The organism is Methanolobus mangrovi (genome assembly GCF_031312535.1).
GTDB classification, from domain to species: Archaea; Halobacteriota; Methanosarcinia; order Methanosarcinales; family Methanosarcinaceae; genus Methanolobus; species Methanolobus mangrovi.
In genome coordinates, this window is the sequence record NZ_CP133594.1 from 163,245 (window position 1) to 184,206 (window position 20,962).

Annotated in this window: 20 protein-coding genes; 7 read left to right on the forward strand and 13 right to left on the reverse strand. The window is 38.5% G+C overall.

The features are described from left to right. Positions 1-113: 113 nt before the first annotated feature. Both RE476_RS00875 and RE476_RS00880 read left to right on the forward strand, forming a co-directional pair. Positions 114-1,037 carry a ketopantoate reductase family protein gene (locus RE476_RS00875; RefSeq protein WP_309308292.1) on the forward strand — a complete coding sequence of 308 codons (924 nt, stop codon included), beginning with the start codon at positions 114-116 and terminating at the stop codon, positions 1,035-1,037. A 46-nt stretch (positions 1,038-1,083) separates the two neighbouring features. Then, positions 1,084-1,653, forward strand: a complete 570-nt coding sequence (locus tag RE476_RS00880; RefSeq protein WP_309308294.1) for a uracil-DNA glycosylase — start codon at positions 1,084-1,086, stop codon at positions 1,651-1,653. A gap of 21 nt (positions 1,654-1,674) precedes the next feature. Here RE476_RS00880 and RE476_RS00885 read toward each other — a convergent pair whose 3' ends face one another. From RE476_RS00885 to hisS, 8 genes are all read right to left on the reverse strand, one after another. Beyond that, entirely contained in the window at positions 1,675-1,908 is a 234-nt protein-coding gene (locus RE476_RS00885; RefSeq protein WP_309308296.1) for a KEOPS complex subunit Pcc1, read from the reverse strand. Continuing rightward, positions 1,905-3,245 carry a DHH family phosphoesterase gene (locus RE476_RS00890; RefSeq protein WP_309308298.1) on the reverse strand — a complete coding sequence of 447 codons (1,341 nt, stop codon included), beginning with the start codon at positions 3,243-3,245 and terminating at the stop codon, positions 1,905-1,907. The genes RE476_RS00885 and RE476_RS00890 overlap by 4 nt, the downstream gene beginning before the upstream one ends. A gap of 32 nt (positions 3,246-3,277) precedes the next feature. After that, positions 3,278-4,486 (reverse strand): bifunctional sugar-1-phosphate nucleotidylyltransferase/acetyltransferase, encoded by a 1,209-nt coding sequence (glmU, locus tag RE476_RS00895; protein WP_309308300.1) that lies wholly within the window; start codon positions 4,484-4,486, stop codon positions 3,278-3,280. Then, positions 4,483-5,784: a phosphoglucosamine mutase gene (glmM, locus tag RE476_RS00900; RefSeq protein WP_309308302.1), complete on the reverse strand. Its 1,302-nt coding sequence runs from the start codon at positions 5,782-5,784 to the stop codon at positions 4,483-4,485. The genes glmU (RE476_RS00895) and glmM overlap by 4 nt, the downstream gene beginning before the upstream one ends. Before the next feature lie 27 nt (positions 5,785-5,811). After that, entirely contained in the window at positions 5,812-7,641 is a 1,830-nt protein-coding gene (gene glmS / locus RE476_RS00905; protein ID WP_309308304.1) for a glutamine--fructose-6-phosphate transaminase (isomerizing), read from the reverse strand. A 9-nt stretch (positions 7,642-7,650) separates the two neighbouring features. Continuing rightward, a complete protein-coding gene (gene glmU, locus RE476_RS00910) occupies positions 7,651-8,871 on the reverse strand; it encodes a bifunctional sugar-1-phosphate nucleotidylyltransferase/acetyltransferase (RefSeq protein WP_309308306.1) in 1,221 nt (406 codons plus the stop codon). A gap of 147 nt (positions 8,872-9,018) precedes the next feature. Next, a complete protein-coding gene (locus RE476_RS00915) occupies positions 9,019-9,477 on the reverse strand; it encodes a 30S ribosomal protein S15 (RefSeq protein ID WP_309308308.1) in 459 nt (152 codons plus the stop codon). Positions 9,478-9,796: 319 nt separating this feature from the next. After that, on the reverse strand, positions 9,797-11,032 hold the full coding sequence (gene hisS / locus RE476_RS00920) for a histidine--tRNA ligase (protein WP_309308310.1): 1,236 nt from the start codon (positions 11,030-11,032) through the stop codon (positions 9,797-9,799). A 449-nt stretch (positions 11,033-11,481) separates the two neighbouring features. Here hisS and RE476_RS00925 point away from each other — a divergent pair, with 449 nt between their 5' ends. From RE476_RS00925 to RE476_RS00935, 3 genes are all read left to right on the forward strand, one after another. Continuing rightward, positions 11,482-12,267 carry a helix-turn-helix transcriptional regulator gene (locus RE476_RS00925; protein ID WP_309308312.1) on the forward strand — a complete coding sequence of 262 codons (786 nt, stop codon included), beginning with the start codon at positions 11,482-11,484 and terminating at the stop codon, positions 12,265-12,267. A 976-nt stretch (positions 12,268-13,243) separates the two neighbouring features. Then, positions 13,244-13,456, forward strand: a complete 213-nt coding sequence (locus RE476_RS00930) for a winged helix-turn-helix domain-containing protein (RefSeq protein WP_309308313.1) — start codon at positions 13,244-13,246, stop codon at positions 13,454-13,456. Between the two features lie 446 nt (positions 13,457-13,902). Next, entirely contained in the window at positions 13,903-14,805 is a 903-nt protein-coding gene (locus tag RE476_RS00935) for a hypothetical protein (RefSeq protein ID WP_309308315.1), read from the forward strand. A 3-nt stretch (positions 14,806-14,808) separates the two neighbouring features. Here RE476_RS00935 and RE476_RS00940 read toward each other — a convergent pair whose 3' ends face one another. From RE476_RS00940 to RE476_RS00955, 4 genes are read right to left on the reverse strand one after another with little or no spacing between them, the layout of a single operon-like run. After that, on the reverse strand, positions 14,809-17,469 hold the full coding sequence (locus RE476_RS00940) for a DNA polymerase (protein ID WP_309308317.1): 2,661 nt from the start codon (positions 17,467-17,469) through the stop codon (positions 14,809-14,811). After that, on the reverse strand, positions 17,462-17,794 hold the full coding sequence (locus RE476_RS00945) for an HNH endonuclease (protein ID WP_309308319.1): 333 nt from the start codon (positions 17,792-17,794) through the stop codon (positions 17,462-17,464). The genes RE476_RS00940 and RE476_RS00945 overlap by 8 nt, the downstream gene beginning before the upstream one ends. Positions 17,795-17,803: 9 nt before the next feature. After that, the gene (locus RE476_RS00950; RefSeq protein ID WP_309308321.1) at positions 17,804-18,442 is read right to left on the reverse strand and encodes a hypothetical protein; all 639 of its coding nucleotides are present in this window, start codon (positions 18,440-18,442) and stop codon (positions 17,804-17,806) included. Then, on the reverse strand, positions 18,439-18,579 hold the full coding sequence (locus RE476_RS00955; RefSeq protein WP_309308323.1) for a hypothetical protein: 141 nt from the start codon (positions 18,577-18,579) through the stop codon (positions 18,439-18,441). Before RE476_RS00955 ends, RE476_RS00950 begins: the two co-directional genes overlap by 4 nt. A 65-nt stretch (positions 18,580-18,644) precedes the next feature. Here RE476_RS00955 and RE476_RS00960 point away from each other — a divergent pair, with 65 nt between their 5' ends. Both RE476_RS00960 and RE476_RS00965 read left to right on the forward strand, forming a co-directional pair. Beyond that, a complete protein-coding gene (locus RE476_RS00960) occupies positions 18,645-19,517 on the forward strand; it encodes a hypothetical protein (RefSeq protein ID WP_309308325.1) in 873 nt (290 codons plus the stop codon). 50 nt (positions 19,518-19,567) lie between these two features. Then, positions 19,568-20,668 (forward strand): SIR2 family protein, encoded by a 1,101-nt coding sequence (locus RE476_RS00965; protein ID WP_309308327.1) that lies wholly within the window; start codon positions 19,568-19,570, stop codon positions 20,666-20,668. A 131-nt stretch (positions 20,669-20,799) separates the two neighbouring features. Here RE476_RS00965 and RE476_RS00970 read toward each other — a convergent pair whose 3' ends face one another. After that, positions 20,800-20,958, reverse strand: coding sequence for a hypothetical protein (locus RE476_RS00970; RefSeq protein WP_309308329.1), 159 nt, complete (start codon positions 20,956-20,958; stop codon positions 20,800-20,802). Positions 20,959-20,962: the final 4 nt, after the last annotated feature.

Sequence of the window (20,962 nt, forward strand, 5' to 3'; positions counted from 1 at the left end):
TTACTTTATGCATGATGTATCTTTTGCTAATTAAGAGCTTCTCTTTATTGGCTGCCATCCAAGAGTTATTCTTTTAATGGAAAAAAACATCTAAGTCAGAAATGAGGTGCTCTATGAAAGTCCTGATATTAGGTGCGGGAGCAGTGGGTCTTTCACTTGCTGCAAAACTGTCTTCGGTTTGTGATGTGCATGCGGTCTGCCGCCAGAGGCATGCTGACAGGATAAAGGATGCAGGTTTTAAAATGACCGGTCTCTGGGGTGAATCAACCTGCAAATTCAGCTGCTCTGAAGAAGTTCCAGAAGATAATTATGATTATATATTCATCACTTCCAAGTCCACTGCAACTGAAGCTATATGTGAACAATTCTCCAATATAATTAAGGGCAGGGAGGTTGTCAGTATGCAGAATGGCCTGGGTAATGAGGAAATAATTGCCAGATATACTGATAAGGTAATTGGCGGCACTATTATTACCGGGTTTGAATGGGTGGGCGATGCAGAAATACACGTGTCTGTTGAAACCGGACCAATGAACCTTGGAAGATTCCCATCAGGAATTGATGACAGTGTACTCCAACTTGTAGAACTGATTAAAAGTGCAGGTATTCAGGTTACAGGAACAGAGAATATCATGAGTTCTGTCTGGTCAAAGGTTCTTTACAATTCAGCCCTCAATCCACTTGGTGCTGTTATGGGTGTTCCTTATGGAAAATTGGAAAATAAACACGCATGGAATATTATTATCAATGTGGTAAAAGAGGCTTTTATGGTCACAGAAGCAGAAGGAGTTATTCTTCCATGGAAAAGTGCGGATGAATATCTTAATTACCTGCATGATTTCCAGCTCCCAAATACTGCAGAACACCATTCATCAATGCTCCAGGATATCTCATCAGGAAGAAAGACCGAGATCGATTTCCTCAATGGTGCTATTGTTATAAGGGCAAAGGAATTTGGTATCGATACGCCTTACAATACTTTTATCTCAGAGCAAATACGCTTCATGGAAGCTCTTCAGGCAGAAAAACAGACTTAACTTATGCATTAAGCAGAATCTAATGAAAACGAATCAGGTGTTTCATATGGCAATCCGATCAGTTAGTGAACTTGTAGAGCAGGGATTTGAAGGGATCGAGAATGAGATTAATACATGCACTGACTGTCAGCTTCATGAAACGGTCACAAACAGGGTCATTAGTAAAGGCTCTCGTAGTCCGAAGATAGTTTTCGTGGGTGAGGCTCCTGGCAAGAATGAAGATGAGACTGGAATTCCTTTTTGCGGCAGAGCCGGAAAGAACCTTGATGGCATGATCGAATACATGGGCCTTTCCGAGGACGGCTATGCAGTGATAAATACTATAAAGTGCCGCCCTCCAAATAATCGCAATCCCCTGAAAAGTGAAATAAATGCCTGCAAACCCTTCCTCCAGGCTCAGATCGAGCTTCTTAACCCAAAGGTGATCATCCTGCTTGGCAACACTGCGGAAAAAGCCTTTTGCAACGGTGAGAAACTTGATTGGGGTGTCCCCCGAATAGTGGATGGAAAGCACACTCTCCTGAAGATATATCATCCGGCGGCACTCATATACCAGCGTTCAAGAATAGAGGAACAGAATGCCCTGATCGATAACAACAGGCATTTGTGGGAATAAAAAAAGTAATATTTGATTTCCTCACTCATCGAGGTCTTCAGCAATCTCTTCTGCTATTTTTGCATTCATCAGAAGGTCATCGACCGTAGCTATTAGTGATGTGATCTTCTCAGTAGTGATGTGAATGCATACACTATCCTCTTTGATCTCTGTATTCATATTTGTCAGGTTATCAGGTGCCAGCGAGTTTGCAATCCTTTTAGCTACCTGCATAGCTCCTTCATCTTTGAACTCGATGGTAGTAGTAATTTTCATTCACTCTGCTCCTTATGAGGGAGTTGCTCTGCAACGATCTCGTCAACTTTGGCGATGAACTGTTCTGCGGTTCCCGGAGGTATCGAGGCACCGGATGCCACATTATGTCCTCCACCTTCGCCACCTACCAGCTTAGCAGCTTCTCGGAGCGCAAAAGACAGGTCAAGTCCTTTTTCCACAAGTGCACGGGTACCTCTTGCAGAAACCTTCACAAGTTCCTCTACCTGATTAACTGCAACAAATGGCATTTCAGGGTTGACATACCTGACGAAAGTACTGGCTATCATGCCTGTTGATTCCATTTCCTCACCTATCAGGTAGCCGATACTTTTCCCCTGCTTTACCATATCCATACCTTTCTTGATATTCTCTACAATGGATATCTGGTGGGACATTGCCATGTCCGTTGCTTCTGCAAGGTGTGTGTTATTCTTCATACAGATAGACAGCCCCATGCCACCTTTATCGGCCTTGCCACAGGTGTTCAGTATTGCAACGAGGTCATAGACATTATGTACTATCTCCTTGTTCAGGATGTACACATCACCAATAGCTGCATCTATGGCTTCGGGACTTGCATGTTTTGCAAGTTTAAGTGCGATTGCGGATGTTAGTTTCTTGGTCTGGTCGGGGTCGAGGTCCTCAATATTGCCATGAAGCCCGAGAATATCAAGGAAATTATCAATTTTCTCCCTGTCACCAGTGATGTCGAGGTAAGGTTCAGGTGTGTACTCAAGCACTTTTGCCAGGTCTCCGTCACCAATCCTAAGTCCTTTTTTAACAGTCACTACTTCTGCATTCACGGCCTCTTCCAGTATATGGCCATTAAGGGTGCTGAAAAGCTGTTTATCACCTACAGCACCTGCAATTGCAAGTCCTGCAAGGTCTATGTTTGCAGGTTCCATTTCCATTGCCACAAAGAAAGTGGTTCCGGACCCGGACACATGCATTGCTCCGTCAATTCCAACAAGATGAGGATTTACAAGAACCTTTGCAGGTGTTTTTCCCACCGGAACATGGTGGTCCAGTACAACTATGTCCTGTTTGATCTCAGATATGATGTCTGACTGCCCGCTGCCCATGTCGCAGAAAAGTACAAGGTCATCGTCTCCAGCGCTTGCCTTCACTATTTCAACCACGGATCTGTCAAGTCTGGGTACGATAGTAGTGTGAAAACGGATGTCTTTTCTCATGAGTGCCTGGCAGATTATTCCTGCAGATGTAAGGCCGTCGGCATCATTGTGTGAAATGACACGTACATGGTCATGCTTTTCAATGACATCTGCTGCCTCTCTTGCCAGTTCCTTGAGTTTTTGCATCTCTATATTAAATTTCATCCGAATCTCCGGGGTAATGATAGTAAAGCGACTTAATTAGTTTTTCTTTTGTACATAACAACTTCACCGGGCATAGTGGAACTTCCCGGTTCCATTACTGTACCGATGTTGATGCTTGTATTGATGCCTGTGTGAACATCATCTCCCATGATGACGCCAAGTTTCCTGCGGCCGGTATCTACCAGTTCACCCTTAACCATTGATTTTACGTTCTTATTATCGTGTCGCAGGTTCGCAACCTTTGTACCGGCACCGAAGTTGCAGGCTGTGCCTATGACACTGTCACCGAGATAACTGAGATGTCCTATTTTAGTGCCATCCATTATTATACTGTTCTTGACCTCAACAGCATTGCCAATATGGACATCGTTACCAATGGCAGTTGAAGACCTGATGAAGCAGTTAGGTCCGATATCACAGTTTTCACCAATGACCACCGGTCCGATTATATAGGCACCATTGCGGACAATTGTGTTCTTGCCAACCTTTACATTTCCATGCAGGGTCGCATAAGGTTCAACAGTACCTTCATGGGTATCATCGATATTCTCAAGTAGCACCTTGTTTGCATCCAGCATATCCCAGGGCCTTCCAATGTCGATCCAGTCACTGGTGAGTATCTCATAACCAACACTGCAGCCATCATCTATCATCATCTGCAATGAATCAGTTATCTCATACTCTCCTCTTTTTGATTTTCCTGTTTTATCTATGTACTCAAAAATAACATCATCAAAAAGATATATTCCGGCATTTGCAAGGTTTGTTGCCGGGTTCTTTGGCTTCTCGATGATCCGTGTGACTCTCTCTTCCTTATTTTCAATGACACCGAACTGTGAAGGATCTTCCACTTCCTTTACACTGATGATCGCATCCTCTGTTCTGGATATCAGATGTTTGATGTGTTCTGTGCTTACAAGCATGTCTCCGTTTAGAACAATGAAATGCCCTTTAACGTAATCTTTTGCATAACCTATGGCGTTGGCAGTTCCAAGTTGCTCTTCCTGGTGCACATACTCCACACTGATCCCAAGGTGGTTTCCATCCTTGAAATACTCCATTATTGAATTTTCACGGTATCCTGTAACAATAAGGAACTCTTTGATTCCTGCATCCATAGCAGCATTAATGGTATGTTCCATCATGGGTTTGTTCGCTATGGGGAGCATCACTTTTGGTTTAGATGCTGTCAGCGGTCTCATCCTTGTGCCTTCACCGGCAGCAAGTATAACTACTTTCATTGAAGGCACTCCTTCACAATAGTCTCAACCTTTGCATGGAGCTCTTCCACATTCTTCCTGGCTTCTGCTGTAATCCTTATCTTTGCCTCGGTTCCCGATGGCCTGACCAATACCCATCCATCTTCCATATCAACCCTGATACCATCGATGCTGGAAACTTCCCCCATGCTCGCAAGCCTTGAGCTGATAGCTTTCATGACTTCTGATTTTCTGGAATTATCGCATTCAACCGTACTTCTGAGTGTGGGGTACTGTGGCAATTCCTCCCTAAGCACAGAGAGTTTTTTCTCCTTGACAATATCAACAAGCAGAGCTGCCGCATAGATCCCGTCCGGGCAATATGATATCCTAGGGAATATCCAGCTTCCGGATGGCTCTCCGCCAAAATCAGCCTTCTGCTTCTTCATTTCCTCCGCGACATATACGTCACCGACTCTAGTGTGGATAATAGTTGAACCCGGGAGTGCATCATCGACTATCATTGAAGTGTCCACAGGGACTACAACTTTCGGATTGTCCTTGCATTCGTAGCGTGCAAAGATGGCAAGCATTTCGTCACCTGACACAAAAATGCCGTTCTCATCCACAGCCATCATCCTGTCAGCATCACCATCATGAGCGATACCAAGTTCAGCCTTGAACTCGGTCACTGCTCTTTTCAGCATCCAGAGATTCGAGTCTTTAGGTTCTGGATTGCGTGCAGGGAAATGTCCGTCGATCTGTGAGTTAAGCGTGATTACTTCGCATCCCATTTCGCGTAGAAGGAATGGTGTTATAGTTCCGCCTGCACCGCCTCCACAATCGACAACAACCCTTATGGGTGCACCAGTCGAGTGGCTTTGTATCATATCAATGTGATCCCTGACCGCATTCTCGTATGAGGTTATTTCTCCTATCCTGTTCCATGGAACATTGACAAAATCCTCTTTCTCGATGATATACTCAATTTCTTCCTGCTGGGTGGAGTCAAAAGCCATCCCATCAGGGTTCCAGAGTTTGATCCCAACATCCTGTGCAGGGTTATGTGATGCAGTGACCATAACTCCGCAGTCATAATTGCGGGCTGCATATGCAAGAGTCGGTGTTGTCAGGATGCCTGCACGGACAACATTGCATCCTGCAGACATGAGGCCTGAGATGAGCGCATGTTCTATCATCTCTCCGGCTACACGGGGGTCTCTTCCAATAACGGCGGTCTTCTTTGATCTTCCAAGAGCCATTCCCACTTTCAGAGCCAGGTCAACGGTGACTTCTACATTTGCAAGTCCCCGGATGCCTGATGAACCAAATAATTTCATTCAAAATCCTCTCTTAAAATAAAATGATCATTCAACGGTTACACTCTTTGCAAGGTTCCTTGGTTTATCAATAGAACAATCCTTTGCCAGTGCTGTATAATATGAAAGCAATTGCAATACTACTGAAGAAAGTACCGGTGCAAGGAGTTCATGTGAAGAAGGCACTCGAAGTACAATATCAACGTACTTGTCTATCTCAGTATCATCGTCATCAGCCACCGCAATGACAGTGGCATTACGTGCCTTTACTTCCTTGATGTTGCTGAGTATTTTCTCATATGTATGTCCTCTGGTGGCGATTGCAACCACAGGGGTCTCATCAGTAATAAGTGCCAGAGGGCCATGTTTTAGTTCACCTGCTGCATAGCCTTCAGCATGTATATATGAGATCTCCTTCAGTTTCAGTGCCCCTTCAAGAGCCACAGGATAATTCAGGTAACGACCTATAAAGAAACAATCTCTCTTGTCTGCAAACTGTGCAGCACATTCCTTTATCATTTCTTTTTTGTTGAGGATTTTTTGTATCTGACCCGGGAGACGCTTCATCCCGACGATAAGGTCCTTTGCCTCGTTTGCGCTGACAACACCTCGTATCCTTCCAAGATGGATGGCAAGCATGTAAAGTGCTACCAGCTGTGCTGTGAAGGTCTTTGTCGCAGCAACGCCTATTTCAGGCCCGGATCTTGTATATAGCACACTATCCGATTCTCTGGTAATGGTGCTACCCACAACGTTTGTGATTGCAATACTACGGCATCCGTAGGAGCTTGAACTCCTGACTGCAGCCAGGGTATCTGCTGTCTCACCTGACTGTGTGATGGCAATTGTCAACTCCTCTCCGCACAGTACCGGGTTACTGTACCTGAACTCAGATGCAGTTTCCACGTCAGTGTGGAGGCCAGCAAGTTTTTCAAAGAGGTATTTGCCAAGTATGCCTGCATTCCATGAGGTTCCACAGGCTATAATTGTAACTCTTTTTAGTCTTTTGATCTCGTCACGCTCAAGATATAGTTCATCCAGTGTAACGGTCCCTTCAAGTTCGGATAATTTGCCTGCAAATGTATTCTGTATTGAAGTAGGCTGTTCATGTATCTCTTTTAGCATAAAATGCTCGTAACCTGCTTTTTCAGCAGCTTCAAGAGTCCATTCAATGGTTTCCGTATCCCTGGAAATGCTGTTTCCATCAAGATCAAATATGTCAATTGAGTCTGGTTTTAAAAGCCCTATCTCATTGTCGTTGATATATATTACTTCTTTTGTATGCTTTAAAAAAGCAGTAACGTCGGATGCAGCATAATTGCTGCCATTGCCGATTCCAATGACTAGGGGGCTGTCCTTTCTGGCAAAAGCCAGTATACCTGGTTCTTCAGCACATAGTGCTGCAATTGCGTATGAGCCTTCAAGTTCTTTTATCGTTTCTGTCAGGCCATCAAGCAGGTATTTCTTACCATTGCAATTCATGTTAAAATGCAAAAGATGAGCTATAACTTCAGTATCCGTATCAGACTTGAACTCGTAACCAAGACCTGTCAGTCTTTCCTTGAGTTGCATATAATTTTCGATAATCCCATTGTGGACCACTGACACATTAGATGAAATATGCGGGTGAGCATTTCTGGTTTCCGGTTTTCCGTGTGTTGCCCATCTTGTATGCCCTATGCCGGTACTTCCATTTACATTCTCAGGAATTATGTCTTCCAGGTTCTTTATTCTCCCCGCGATCTTATACGTTTCAAGTGATCCGTTGAAAATCGTAACGCCTGCGGAATCATATCCTCTGTATTCCAGCATTTTGAGTGATTCAAGTATTATAGGTACAGCCTGACCATCGCCGATATATCCAACTATTCCGCACATTTTTTCACCCTAAATTACTATAGAATCTGTGGGGATATCCTCAGAGATTGTTTTACCTGAACTTATGCGACAATTTATGGATAGCATGTTCCCTGCACGGACAAGGACGTTGCCTCCAATCTCTGTATCGTCACCTATAACGGTCCCAAGCTTTCCTGCATTTTGAAGCTCGCCTTCTATCTGTATAAGCATATCATCACCTTCTTCAGTGATGAAGTTGGGTCCTGTTGAAACGTTACTTCCGAGTACGGAACTGGACACATTACTGTGTGTGCTGATACGCACATCGTTCATGAGAATACTGTTTTTGATATATGAGAATGAAGCTATTGAAACGTTATTTCCGATGCTAGTGGAAGGGAGAATGACAACATTAGGTCCTATGTCACAATTATCTCCAATGACAACAGGTCCTACTATATATGATCCTGCTCTGATGGTTGTGTTTTTGCCAATGGATACACTGCCTTTTATATTAACTCCATCTTCTATTTTTGCATTTGTAGTATCAGGTTCAAGATCACCAAGTACAATTGTGTTCGCTTCCAGCAGGTTCCATGAGAAAGCGGCATCAAGCCATTCTGCATTGGTTGCTGTCATTGTCACATTCATTCCATTATCGATCATTGCCTGAAGAGTGTCTGTGATGGCATATTCACCCGTTGCAGATATCTGTGTATTTTCTATCATTTCAAATATTTCAGTCCTGAAAAGATAGATTCCTGTATTGATCAGGCGGCTTACAAGGGTCTTGGGTTTTTCAATTATCTCACTGACACGTTTCCCTTTTGCAACTATTACTCCATAGCCACTAACGTCATCCTTTTTACAGGTAAGGAGTGTTGCATCACCCTCTGCTCCGGTTATTAGATCTGATATCGCATCGGGACCTATTATATTGTCTCCGTTTAAAACAATGAATTTCTCTTCGCCATGGTCGATAATAATATCCCGTGCCTGAAGGATAGCATGTGCTGTTCCGATCTGTGTTTTTTGTTCGATGTATCTTATTTTGACACCAAAATTGATCCCGTCTTCAAAATAGTCCATAATACGTTCTTTTTCATATCCTACTACCAGAACAATGTCCTTGATATCGTTCTTTACAAGGGCATTGATGGTGTATTCGAGAATGGGCTTATTCGCCACCGGAAGCATTACCTTTGACCTTGTAAGTGTAAGAGGCCGGCATCTTTTACCTTCACCGGCTGCAAGAATGACCGCTTTCATGGCATATAATGCTCTTTAAAACAATTTATATGTTACCTTCTAATCAATTTTGAAATTGATGAGATTGCATAGTTAACACTACGCGAAAAAGTCATTATAAAAAAAGAATTGAGTTTGACCTTTCGGCCAAACATTAGTATATACTACTTATCTGGTGATCAGCATTTCAGCTGTCTCTGGCTTGTACTTCCATTCAACTGGAAGGACCTTTGTAGACTGGTAGTATTTGACCAATCTTCTGATCTTGGCTTCAATGTTCTGAAGGGAACGTTTGTTGTGAACATCTTTGTGATTATTGTTCATGTGTTTCCTCAGTCCGATAGCCTTTACGATAAGGTTGTACAGGTCCTCAGGTACAGCGAATTTCTCGCCACCCTCTCTGAGTATCTGTGTAATTTTCTTGCCTGTAGCGAGTTTGACATCAGGTACGCCGTATTTGTCTCTGAGTACCATTCCAATTTCACTTGTGCTGATACCCTGTTTCCACATGTCATTTACTACGGTTGTCACTTCTTCAGTGGTCATTGTAGACCATGCAGGTGCTTCTGTACGAAGTGGTCTTGTAGGTCCGGAGTTTCCTTTCCTACGGGTGTGCATTTTTGCCATTAGCTTCCTCCTGATAATTGTAAATTAAATTTTGAATTAAATATGTACGGTTTAAGTTTTAGATACTAGATATTACCAGATCGTTGAACTTGGGAGTCGATCCGATAATGTGTTAATGTGATTGGCGAAGTGCTTCCTATGAATACCATCATCTAATATATATGTTGTGATTGATGAAATTGACCATGTATGCGGTTGCTTGCTAAAGGTTCTTTATTATTTACCATAGCATAAGTACAATGTCTGCACCAGCCGGATTTGCAGTTCTGTAGATTCTATCAAGTTGGATATCAGCAAGCTCATATCTGGTTTTAATCAATCATTTCTTTGTGAGTTTTTGAATGACTTCATCAATGGTCAGCAGTTCCTGTTCTCCGCTAGCCATATCCTTTAACATAACTTTTCCAGCTTCAACTTCCTTCTCACCGATAATTATCACATGCTTTGAATCGATGTTGTTGGCATATGATAATTGAGCCTTAAAGTTCCTTTTCATCAGATCATTGTAGACTGGCATGTGCTGCCTGAGTTTGTTGGCTGCTTTTATTGCATCAAGACGTGTGCTGTCCTTTGCAATTATTACAACGGGCACATCATCTGGTGCTTCAAGTTTACATACTTCCATTATCCTGTCAAAACCAAGACCAAATCCTGTGGAAGGAACATCTCCACCGCCAAATAGCTGAATGAGTTGATACGAACCGCCGCCACATACCTGATTCTGGGCACCAAGTCCTTCTGCATAAATCTCAAAAACTGTACCTGTATAGTAATCAAGTCCTCTGGCGATTCCGAAATTAATTGTGTACTCCACACCATAGGCATCCAGAAGAGTAAGCAATTCTTGGAAATCTTCTATCTCAGGTATATCGCCTATAATGTCCCTTGCTTTTGTAATGGCATCAGTGCCAGTGAGGGAGATAAGCTCAATAAGTTTCATACGAAGGCTGGCAGGAGCATTAATTTCTTCAAGGAACTCATCAAGTCCGTCATAATCCTTTTTGTCAACAAGCCTCATAATTTTGCTCTGATGTTCAGTTTCCAGAACACTCAGGATGTTCCTGATGACACCTAGATTGTTCACATGAAGGTCACCTTTGATACCTACTGCTTTCAGCATCTCTGTTGCCAGTCCAATTACCTCAGCATCAGCATCCATTTTCTTGCTTCCGATGAGTTCTACGCCGAATTGCCAGAATTCTCTGAATCGTCCCTTTTGAGGTCTCTCATACCTGAAACAGTTCTCAAAATAGAATAATTTCAAAGGCTGTTGGTATGCCTGCATTTCATTGACGTACATCCTCATGACAGGAGCTGTCAGTTCAGGACGCAGGGTCATTTCCCTGTCTCCCTTGTCTGTGAAGTTGTAGAGTTCTCCTATTATTCCTTCACCAGATTTTAGTGTGAAAAGTTCCAGGCTCTCAAATGTAGGTGTGATTATTTCGTTGAATCCCCAGTTCTTAACGACCTGACGTAATATACCCTCTACATACCTTCTTTTCTTTGTATCCTCTGGGAGGAAATCACGGGTGCCTCGTGGTTTTGTGATCTTCATTTTGTGTCAACCTGATGATTTGAATTACGGATTCTGGATTGATGAAATATAAAGCAATGATTGTTTGAATTAGCTGAACAAATATCACAGCTTATTTTAGTTATGTCTGGTAGTATTAGTATAGTATATTTTACAGTTTCGATTAGTTGTTATAAAGTTCTTCTTATAATCGATATGATAAAAATTGATATATACTACATTCTGATTTTCAATATTCTACTTATTGAAAGTTTAATGGTAAATAAAGTATTTCTTATTCTGAATGGAAGGAAATGGGATTCTCTAAGGGTACATTGCATTATATGAAGAAGAATGCTGAGGCTGAGAAACCGTTCACTTTTAATTCTCATGTAAAAGAAAGGTTGGAGATGTGGGAGCAAACATAAAAGTATACGTATGTATCTATATTACATAATATACGCAATGTCTGCTTATAGGATGTAAATCTGGTGAAAAAAAGATTACTTGATGTAGCATTCGCTTCTGATAAGAGAAAGAATGTATTATTGTTCTTGCAGGAAGGAGCGAAAGAAATGGATACTCTTCTTGAATTATTGGATACAATCAGACAAGCATTACTTCCTCAGATGAAAATCTTAGAAGAACATTATCTTGTATTTCACTATGATGATAAATATGAACTAACAACTATTGGGAAACTGGTTGTTGATGAGATGGTTCCTTTATTGAATACTGTTGAGCTTTTTGGTAATGATATTGATTACTGGGGAACCCGTGATCTGAATTGTATTCCCCATCATTTAATATCAAGAATAAGTGAGATTGGAAAATCCAAAGTGATATCTATTTCTCCTACAGAGCAATACGATGTAAGAAGTACACATCATGAAAAATCTACTGAATGTAAGTTTCACAGCGTAGTTACCACAATACTCTATCCCAATTATCATGATATATTCTCTTATCTGATTGAAAATAACATAAAAATAGATTTAATTGTCTCTGAAAGTCTACTTAAAAAAATATGTACTGATCATCATGTAAATTTTGAAAACTACATGAAAACTGACGTAGTGAATATCTACGTTTATAATAAGAAAATGGACTTCCTGTTTTTTTCGTATGATGAGTTTTACACCAACTTATGTTTATTAAGAAATAATGGAGAATTTGATTCTAAATTTATTCTATTTGATAACAAGAATGCACTCAAGTGGGGAAAAGACTTTTTCGACTACTACTTGGAGAACTCTACGCCAATAACAGAACTTTAATCACAATACATTTTTTCTTGATTAATATATAACACACAGTTAATTAATAATGGAAGTTCTGTTTTTTAGCTTTATAATTTTGAATGTCATTTAAATTTTCAAATGCATCAAATAGTCCCATCCAAGAGTACAATTCACAAGGAATCGTGCTATATATCGTAAATGTCTATCTATGATCGGGGTTACCATGCGGGAGTGGAACCTTATAAACATCAGCTTCCGAGTTGATGTTCCAGATTATAGCCTGATAAGAGAAGAATCCTAATACCAACAAACTTTGCCTTATCAGGCTATAATTCCTAATCTCTGGGCAGACGCTTTAGCCTACGTAAGCATTTTTGGATTTCTTTACCTTCTATGAAAACATTGGCATTATACATCTTGTATAAATATTGTTCTATCAACTTTTTATAATGACAACAAATTATATATAGTATAAATCTGATTAGAACATCAGATATGCGGGGGAACTATTTTAAATAATTAACCACTCCCACACTAACCCCCACTCCCCAAATCCCCCGCACAATATTCTAATTTTAGTATTGGTATTCTCTAATTTTAAGGGCGTTATAAATTATAACACCATTGTAATTTGCCAATTGATGAAAAAAAATACTGGGATTTGTTTATATGTAATACTTAACAATCATACTAATCAATGGGGTATGAAATTAAGCACACGTGGGGTGGGCTTATCGTGTATCATTCTTCTAATGAAATAGCGATAGTACGATATTAGAAGAGTGATACCTCTCCTACATTCGGTGACATACATTATCTACAAATGAACCTGCCTGATAGCGTTCATCATATAAAGATCTACACAACAACCAAAATGACTCTATCAGGCAACCCTTCCTAATAGATAGTTAATAATAAGAAAAAATGATGTTCATTGATTGAAAATCGCATCATTGAATTTAGTGGTACAATTAAATAAAATGCTGGGGGCATTACTATAAGGCGTAGTAGGTTGGATATTTCTATCGCTATCTTAAAGATAGCCATGCATGGTGCAAAGAAGACTCATATTGTTTATAAAGCGAATTTGAATTCTACAATTGCAGATAAGTATATTTCTACACTGGAAGACAAAAAGCTCATCGAGCGTAAAGAAAATATTTTTATGACAACTGACAAAGGGAGAATGTATGAGGAAACTGCAAGTGAACTAATGGCCCACTGACCTCAGTTACTGAACCTATTTCTTATTATTTTTATCTTTAAAATGAAAAAATATCAAATTCAGCCTCTATAGCTGAAAGTAGCAAATCTATTCTATACGCGACAATACTTTTTGAATTATTACTATTGTTGATTAACATTCATATAAAGGTTCTACAGAACTGAAATCCTAGCGTACAAAAAATCAGAGATAACTATATCCCATAATATAATTGCTGGGATATAGTTATCTCCAAAAAACCGAACTTCATTTAAGAATTATAACTGTGAAAATATTTTAGATTCAAAGAAAGTAATAAATAATACTAACAACTATTATGCAGAAATAAAAATATAAGTTCGGTTATTATGGTATTAACTAGCTATCCAAATAAAAATAATTCTTTAATAGACATCCTGAAGAATTTCAAAAATAACCAACTTAGCAATTTTAAATCGTTTATACATATGTTCACACAAGCATTCAAAAATAATAAAATTAATACAACAGTAGGTTTACTTTTTACTATTCAATTTATAATTCTCATCAAAAATATTGGTCTGTTTACTGAATTTAAAATACATCCTTATTTGATTGCTTCTAGTTTAACAATAGAAATAATAGGGTTGTTTTTGTTATCTCCATTTTATAAAGACTTCATTTTTTTTAGAACACAACATAAAGCATATAAAAACATAATGAATCTACATTATTTTAAAGATAAAGATATTAAAGAAGCCACATATAATTTAGAATTAGAGAGTTTTCAAAAAAACTATAATAAATTGAGAGTACAAGCTAAGAATCATATTCTTTCCTCTGAGGGAAATATTTTGTCTCATGATTTTGAAATCAATCGAATTCTTCAAGATATTGACCTTTTTTTTGATTCAACAATAAGAATTTTGTTTAACAAGAATATGATGGAAATTCCATATCTACCTGTAGAAGAATTTGAGGAAATGGTGAATTCAGGTAGACAAAAAACGTATTGTAATAATCTCAATGAATCACCAGAACTACATGACCCAAATCACTGGAAAACTCATGAAATAAAAGAAATTAATTTTTATTCTTTATCTAATTTTATACGGATATATGGCAATATTATTAGAAGAAATCCCCGAAATAAAAGTATAAATATAATTGCTATAGCTGAACTTTTCAAAACATGGAATGGTATAGTAATAAAGCTTGAGCCTAAAATATATTCATATTCAAAAAAAGAAATTATTGCATTTTATAACGAAAAACAAAAAACTAAAAATTATTTTTATTATAAATACTATGAATTATTTACTGCTTCTATACTAGGATTGATTACAGCATCTATTTTAGAAGTGATTAAATTTCTCCTAGATTCAACTTGAATACTACGTCAACCTCTTCACAGCAGGAGTACTCAAGTTTAACTCTCCTGCTTCCCTTATCCTTTTCTGCATATCCCACAATGTAGTCTTTGGAACTCCCAGAGATTTTGCTTTTGATACGGATATGTTGAGAATATTGTCCATAATCTCTTGCTTGTTGATAAACTCCTGAGCCTTCCTCACATCAAGAGCCTGCTCATCAATATTATTTGCTTCTTTGCCAATATAGATTACAGAATCAGCCTTAACGGGCTTTCTTTCAAGTATTCCTATTTCCCCATGAAACTTTGATTCAAGATGATTAGCGTATTCTATTATTGTCCTACTAAGTTGCTTGAAATAATGTGAACCATTTTTAAGATTCCCGGTCTCATAATCAATAAAAGATTCGTAAACTATGCTCTGTGAATCGCTAGAATAAGGAACTAGAGGCTTTACAGCTTTACCATTTTCCTCTATTGTCTGGAATCCAACAAGATAGAAATTAAATGGTTTAATTTGATGCTTCCATGTCTTATTTTTATTAATCCTCTTGAATCTGTTCAGAACATTAGGAGTAGTAACGGTCAATCTTGAAATGGCAAAAAAACTGGAATACTTTCTTTCAAGATCTGATTCTGAAATTATCCTGTAATATAATTTAAGCAAATCTTCCCATACTTCTGCTTGCCAATCCCCAACAGCCTTCGGAAATGGATTTGTTAGATGACCCAGACCATGAAGTTTGAATGACCTTTCATGCTCCATGAACTTGATATTTCCATCTTCATAAGTGTAAAGAGCATATCTCTTAGAGGAAATCCCATAGAACCACATATCCACCTTTTCAGGTTTCAATAGATCAATATCAAGATTATAAGGATTCAATGGCTGGAAATAATCAATTATTTCCTGTGCATGTCCTGGAGGAACAAAGATACTATCAGTATCCATGTAGGCATGAGTAGAACCTAACTCTCTTGTTTTGGCTTCAGCCATTGCAAGAAAGAGCCTTGAACCTGAAGTAATCATAACAGCAAGCAAAGGATGATAGAAATTACCTTCCTTCTCAAATCTGTTCTCTGAGGTCTGGAAACTATCCAAACCATAGACCTGAATATCACTCTTCTTATCTTCAGGATTAAGTTCTATGAATATGCCATAGCTCATTGCATTAACAAGGATCTTAATAGCCTGTGCCCTGCTCTTTAGAGCTTGATACTCTGAATCTCCCCTTTCAAGTGATTTCATCCTTAACTTTATCTTCTGTCTTTCCTCAACAAGTACCTGGACCAAATTATCTTCTGAAGGGTCTATGTCTATTCCAAGTATCTGAGAGCTGTTCAGGTCATCCTGAATCCCTTTAGGGAGGAATTTAACAGCTTCCACTATCTCAGGTACTTTTCCAGTAAGAAGGACAGAACTAACAACATCAGGTAATGAGTACCATAGTTCAAGCTCAGAGGAAAGATAATTAACGCCTACATTGAAAGAAGTACTGTCTTTCTTGTATGCCATCCTTACAGGTAGAATATCTTCATCAGGACATAATTTGACCATTACAATGAAGTCCTTCCAATTATCCTTGTTCTGGAGATATGCAAGGGTGACATTTGCAAGCATCTTTTTTATTTCACCAGTAACAACCGTTGTTTCGATATTCTCAGCAATAACGAACTTCCAGAGATCAAGAACCATTGTGACGGTAGGGTACATACTTGTAAAATCAAGGGTTGTTACCTTTACAGGTTCTTTTCTGATCTTACATTCACACCTACCACCAAAATAAGAGGTCATTATATTCCCTTTGTGAGTATCGGGAAAGTCGGGTAGCTGTTCACTCAAAGGTTTAATTCCAAGTTGTCTTAGTGCATGTTTACCTAAAGATGCAGAACTGTATATCTTTGTAGGTGCCAAGTCTATTTGATAAAGGTCTAATTCATCTATGAGCTTTTGATAGACCTCAAATGTACTTTCAACATCTGTTACCAGATAATCAATGTACCTTTTTGTAACCCTTCCATGCTCTATATCTTTCATCTTCTGGATGCGGGTGTCCAGTTTCTCACATGCCTTTGCAAGGGAAATACGGGGCGATTGGAGCAAGACTTCAGCTAATGTCTGAACATCAAGGAAATAGCCAGCAAAATAGTTCTCTCCCTTATTCTGTTTCGTAGTTGTGAACTTGACATTGTGAGAGCCACCCAGTTTCTTAATCACAATAGGAGGATTGAAGCGATTATCTGAAAGGGTAAAAGTAAATCCTCCCCTATTCTTTCCTCTTGAATCACTAGACCTTTTTGCTATCCTGCTGAGATCGAAAGGGAGATTGAAACCTATACAAAGACTTCTTAGGTCGAACATTTCAGGATAGAACACATCCTGAATGAACTCATCAAGGTCATACAATAAGATACCACATTCCTTTGAATATGATCTAAGAACAATAGTCTCTCTTTCATCAAGCATGGAAGGATCATAGAAAAGCCCTTCATGCTGGATGAGATTCTCATAGTAGATCTGAAAATATCCTATCTTCAGGTTCTGGAACTGGTCTATTGTTGTTTCTGTATCAAAGACAAATATCCTATCATGCCTTAAAGGATGTTCATTTCCTACTTTTCGTGTATCCTTTTTTGAGTTAGATGCTTTCTGAGTATATCCTCTGACAGCTATCTTACTCATCGAAATCACCCTCAAAACCAATAAATAAAAGCTGGTCAGCGATTATCTTTAGGATTCCACCAACAGAAACAAGAAAAAGTCTGATGTTGTTCTTTCGTGAGGAAGTTTTCGACCTTATTTTAGGTGATAGCTTATTCTGTTCTGACGTGATCTTTGCATGACAGTTCTTGCATAATGGTACAGTCATTTCAGAATTAGCCCTACTGAACAAATGATGATTCTCAAGGGTTTCAGGACTGGATTCACCACATATTGAACAACAGAGAGATGTTTTCTTATCTCTCTTTTGTTTATTGATGCTTTGTTTGTATGCTTCCTTGTTCATGGTTTCACCTCACTCCTTGTAAATCTCGAAAAATTCGGGTTCTTCCTGGGCTTCTGTTATCTCATACAGTTTTTCAAGATCTGTTTCAAGATAGTGTTCTATTCCATCAGCATCCACTATCCTGAGGTCTTTGAACTTGTCCAATAATGAAGGGTCATTGGTTCTGAGTGCCTTTTGTACAAGAGCAAAATGCTCTCCTATCAATGATCTGTCCTTTGAACTCTTGGTTACAATGGATACATGTCCCTCAGTTCCAAAGATGGACATTTCGACTTCCATTGTATCGGTCGGTTTAACCTTCCATTCTTTGCCGGACTTCTGAAGGTAGCCACCAAGGTTCTTTAATGCGAACTGTCTATTGATGCCTCTTTTTTCTATAACATTGGTTAATGTTTCTCCTTTCCTTATCTCCCTCAATATCTCAAGGGACAGTTTTCTATCACTTTTCTGAGATGAGCTTAAACTGCTCCAGTCAGTCTTGCTTATATCATAATCGCTTATCCTGAGCTTTCTTAACTGGCTCAGACTCTTATCAGGGAAATACTGATGTTTTCTGATTATTTCCTTAGCATATCTGGAATCTCTAGGAAGGGCTTTTAACCATTCACCATAGGTCCTATATTCTCTGGAAAATTCAGGACGACTCATTTCTCGGTCTCCCAGAGTTTCATTATTCCCATCCTAACAACTTCAGCCTGAGAGCATCCAAACTTATCTGACAATTGTTCGAGTTTCTCCTTCAGGAAAGGGGAGATTGTTGTTAGTATTCTTCCATTATTGCTCATGGTATTATCACCATGAACTACATTCCCCGGAATTGTTATATACAGATTTGAGTGTAATTATGAGTATGAATATGAGTACCAATAACGAAGTTGATGATACAGATAATATCATAAATGAGGTAGATTTTGATACAGAGGTCATTACATATCTCAATTATGTTGGGCATATTAGGAGGAAAGAACTGGTGAATGACCTTATGTCAGAGCATAAAGATGAAAGAGGTTATTCACAAAAAAGTATAGATCGAAAATTAGGAATCCTTGTTAAGACTGGTCAAATAAAGGTCTTAAAAGAGCCTGAAGAGCTTGAAAGATATGGGATAGACAGAGAAGATGGAAAAGCTTCTTATCTCGTTTCTAAAAGGACAAGTGAACTAAAAGAATACCTCGACAATATGATAGACCTTTTGAAAAATGGTGATGATATTGAAAAAAGAGAAGCTTTGGTAGAGCTTGATACCTTCAAAAATAGTTATGTTCTAGACTCTGTTCAACTTGACCTCTTGGTTCAAAGCCTTGATACAACCAATAAAAAACTCATTATGCAGATAATTAATATTCTTTACGAGTACATTGATAAACGAAGAAGAGATCCACTAAATAGAGATACATTTATTGAGAAACTTAGGGATCTACTTACTAGATATCCTGAACGTGAAAATAATAATGACCATCTGAGGACTGCTTTAATTCACTTACTTGGATATTATAATGATCAGTCCGTTATTGATCAACTGATGAAGGATGTCAATACATTAGATAATCTATCCTCTGTGCAACCTGATTATGAAACATGGTACACAGCCACTATTCTTGAATCTAATAGAGAGCTATTATTTGATATTATCACAAAATTAAGACGAGATAAAAGGGAAAAAGAAGCCACTTTTCTTTCATCTATCAGACATAAGGCAAGGGTTCATTTAGGAATGGTGTGATTTATGAAGTTACTTCAGGGAAGGGGTAGAGATGTGGGAGGGGTCTTAATATGGATATTCAATCGAGTAAAAATATTTTGCTGTTAGGAGCTGGTTTCACCAAAAATTTTGGTGGGCTATTGGCAAATGAAATGTGGGCTGAAATTTTTAATCACGAAAAAATACAAAATCAGCCAAGACTTAGAACCTTGATGTTAAATGATTTTGATTACGAGTCTGTTTTTTATTCCGTATTAGAAGGCTTTGAAGATGCTAAAGGTTTGTTAGGCGATAAAAATGAGTTAATATTATTTGAAACTGAAGAAAAAAATGCTATGATGAAAGCAACAACATCTGCATATCATTATATTGATGAAATTTTAAGAGAGTACGTAAAAAATCGTCCTCATCCCACAGAATTAGACTATTTTAATGAATTGATTTGTCAAATTGGATCACAGAATATAATAAGAAATCCAATTGTTAATGAGAGTGGAGAAACCACTTACGCATTCCAAGATACAGGGAGTAAAAATTTCATCTTTACACTGAATCAAGATTTGTTTTTTGAAAGATTATCTAGAAAAGATAGATATGCAAATATTTCTATTCCAGGAATTGATAATAATTCAAAATGGTTCACCACTTTCTTTAATGAGCCTTTAGAGGCATCCGATTTTTGTAAATTGCCTACTGAGGACGAATTAAATGGCAGAAATATTTTAGACGAAGGAAACTATTTCTTAATTAAACTTCATGGTTCATGTAATTGGTTCAGTTTTGATGATTCAGAAATGATGGTAATTGGAAGAGGAAAAGAATCAAAAATTCAGAAAGAACCTCTTTTGAAGGAATATTTTGAAATTTTTGATGCTGTTATTTCAAGAGGTGCAGGTCGCTTATTAATCATAGGGTACGGTTTTGGTGATGCACATATCAATGAAATAATATCTAAAGCTGTGGACGAACATGGATTGAAAATATACATACTTTCTCCAGAAAAACCAGAAGCTCTTAGAAAGATGCTATGTGAAAATGATGATACTAAAAATATCTGGGAAGCAATTTCAGGTCACTTTCAATTCGTGGGAGAGGTTCTAATAAAAAATGATTATTTCAAGGAAACCACAAAAAATCATTTTCATGATACCTTTTTTGGTGAACGTTTCTGATAATGATTTCAAATGTCCTGGTCAAAACAGCTTTGTGTAAATGTCAATTTCATCTAATACAAGAAATCTACATGGAAAGTTTGGGGATGTGGGATAGCTGAAAGAGAGTAAGTACTACTGTTTTAACACAACTACTCTCTTTTTTGTGAGAATGCTCTGAGACTACCTATTAGAGAATCTACTTGGTCTGAGTTGATGTAAAGAATCTGTGTAGTAGAGTTTCCTTGTGTTTTGATTCTTATATCACCTGTTCTCATCTCATCTACGAACATACGGATTACATCTGCCATTTGT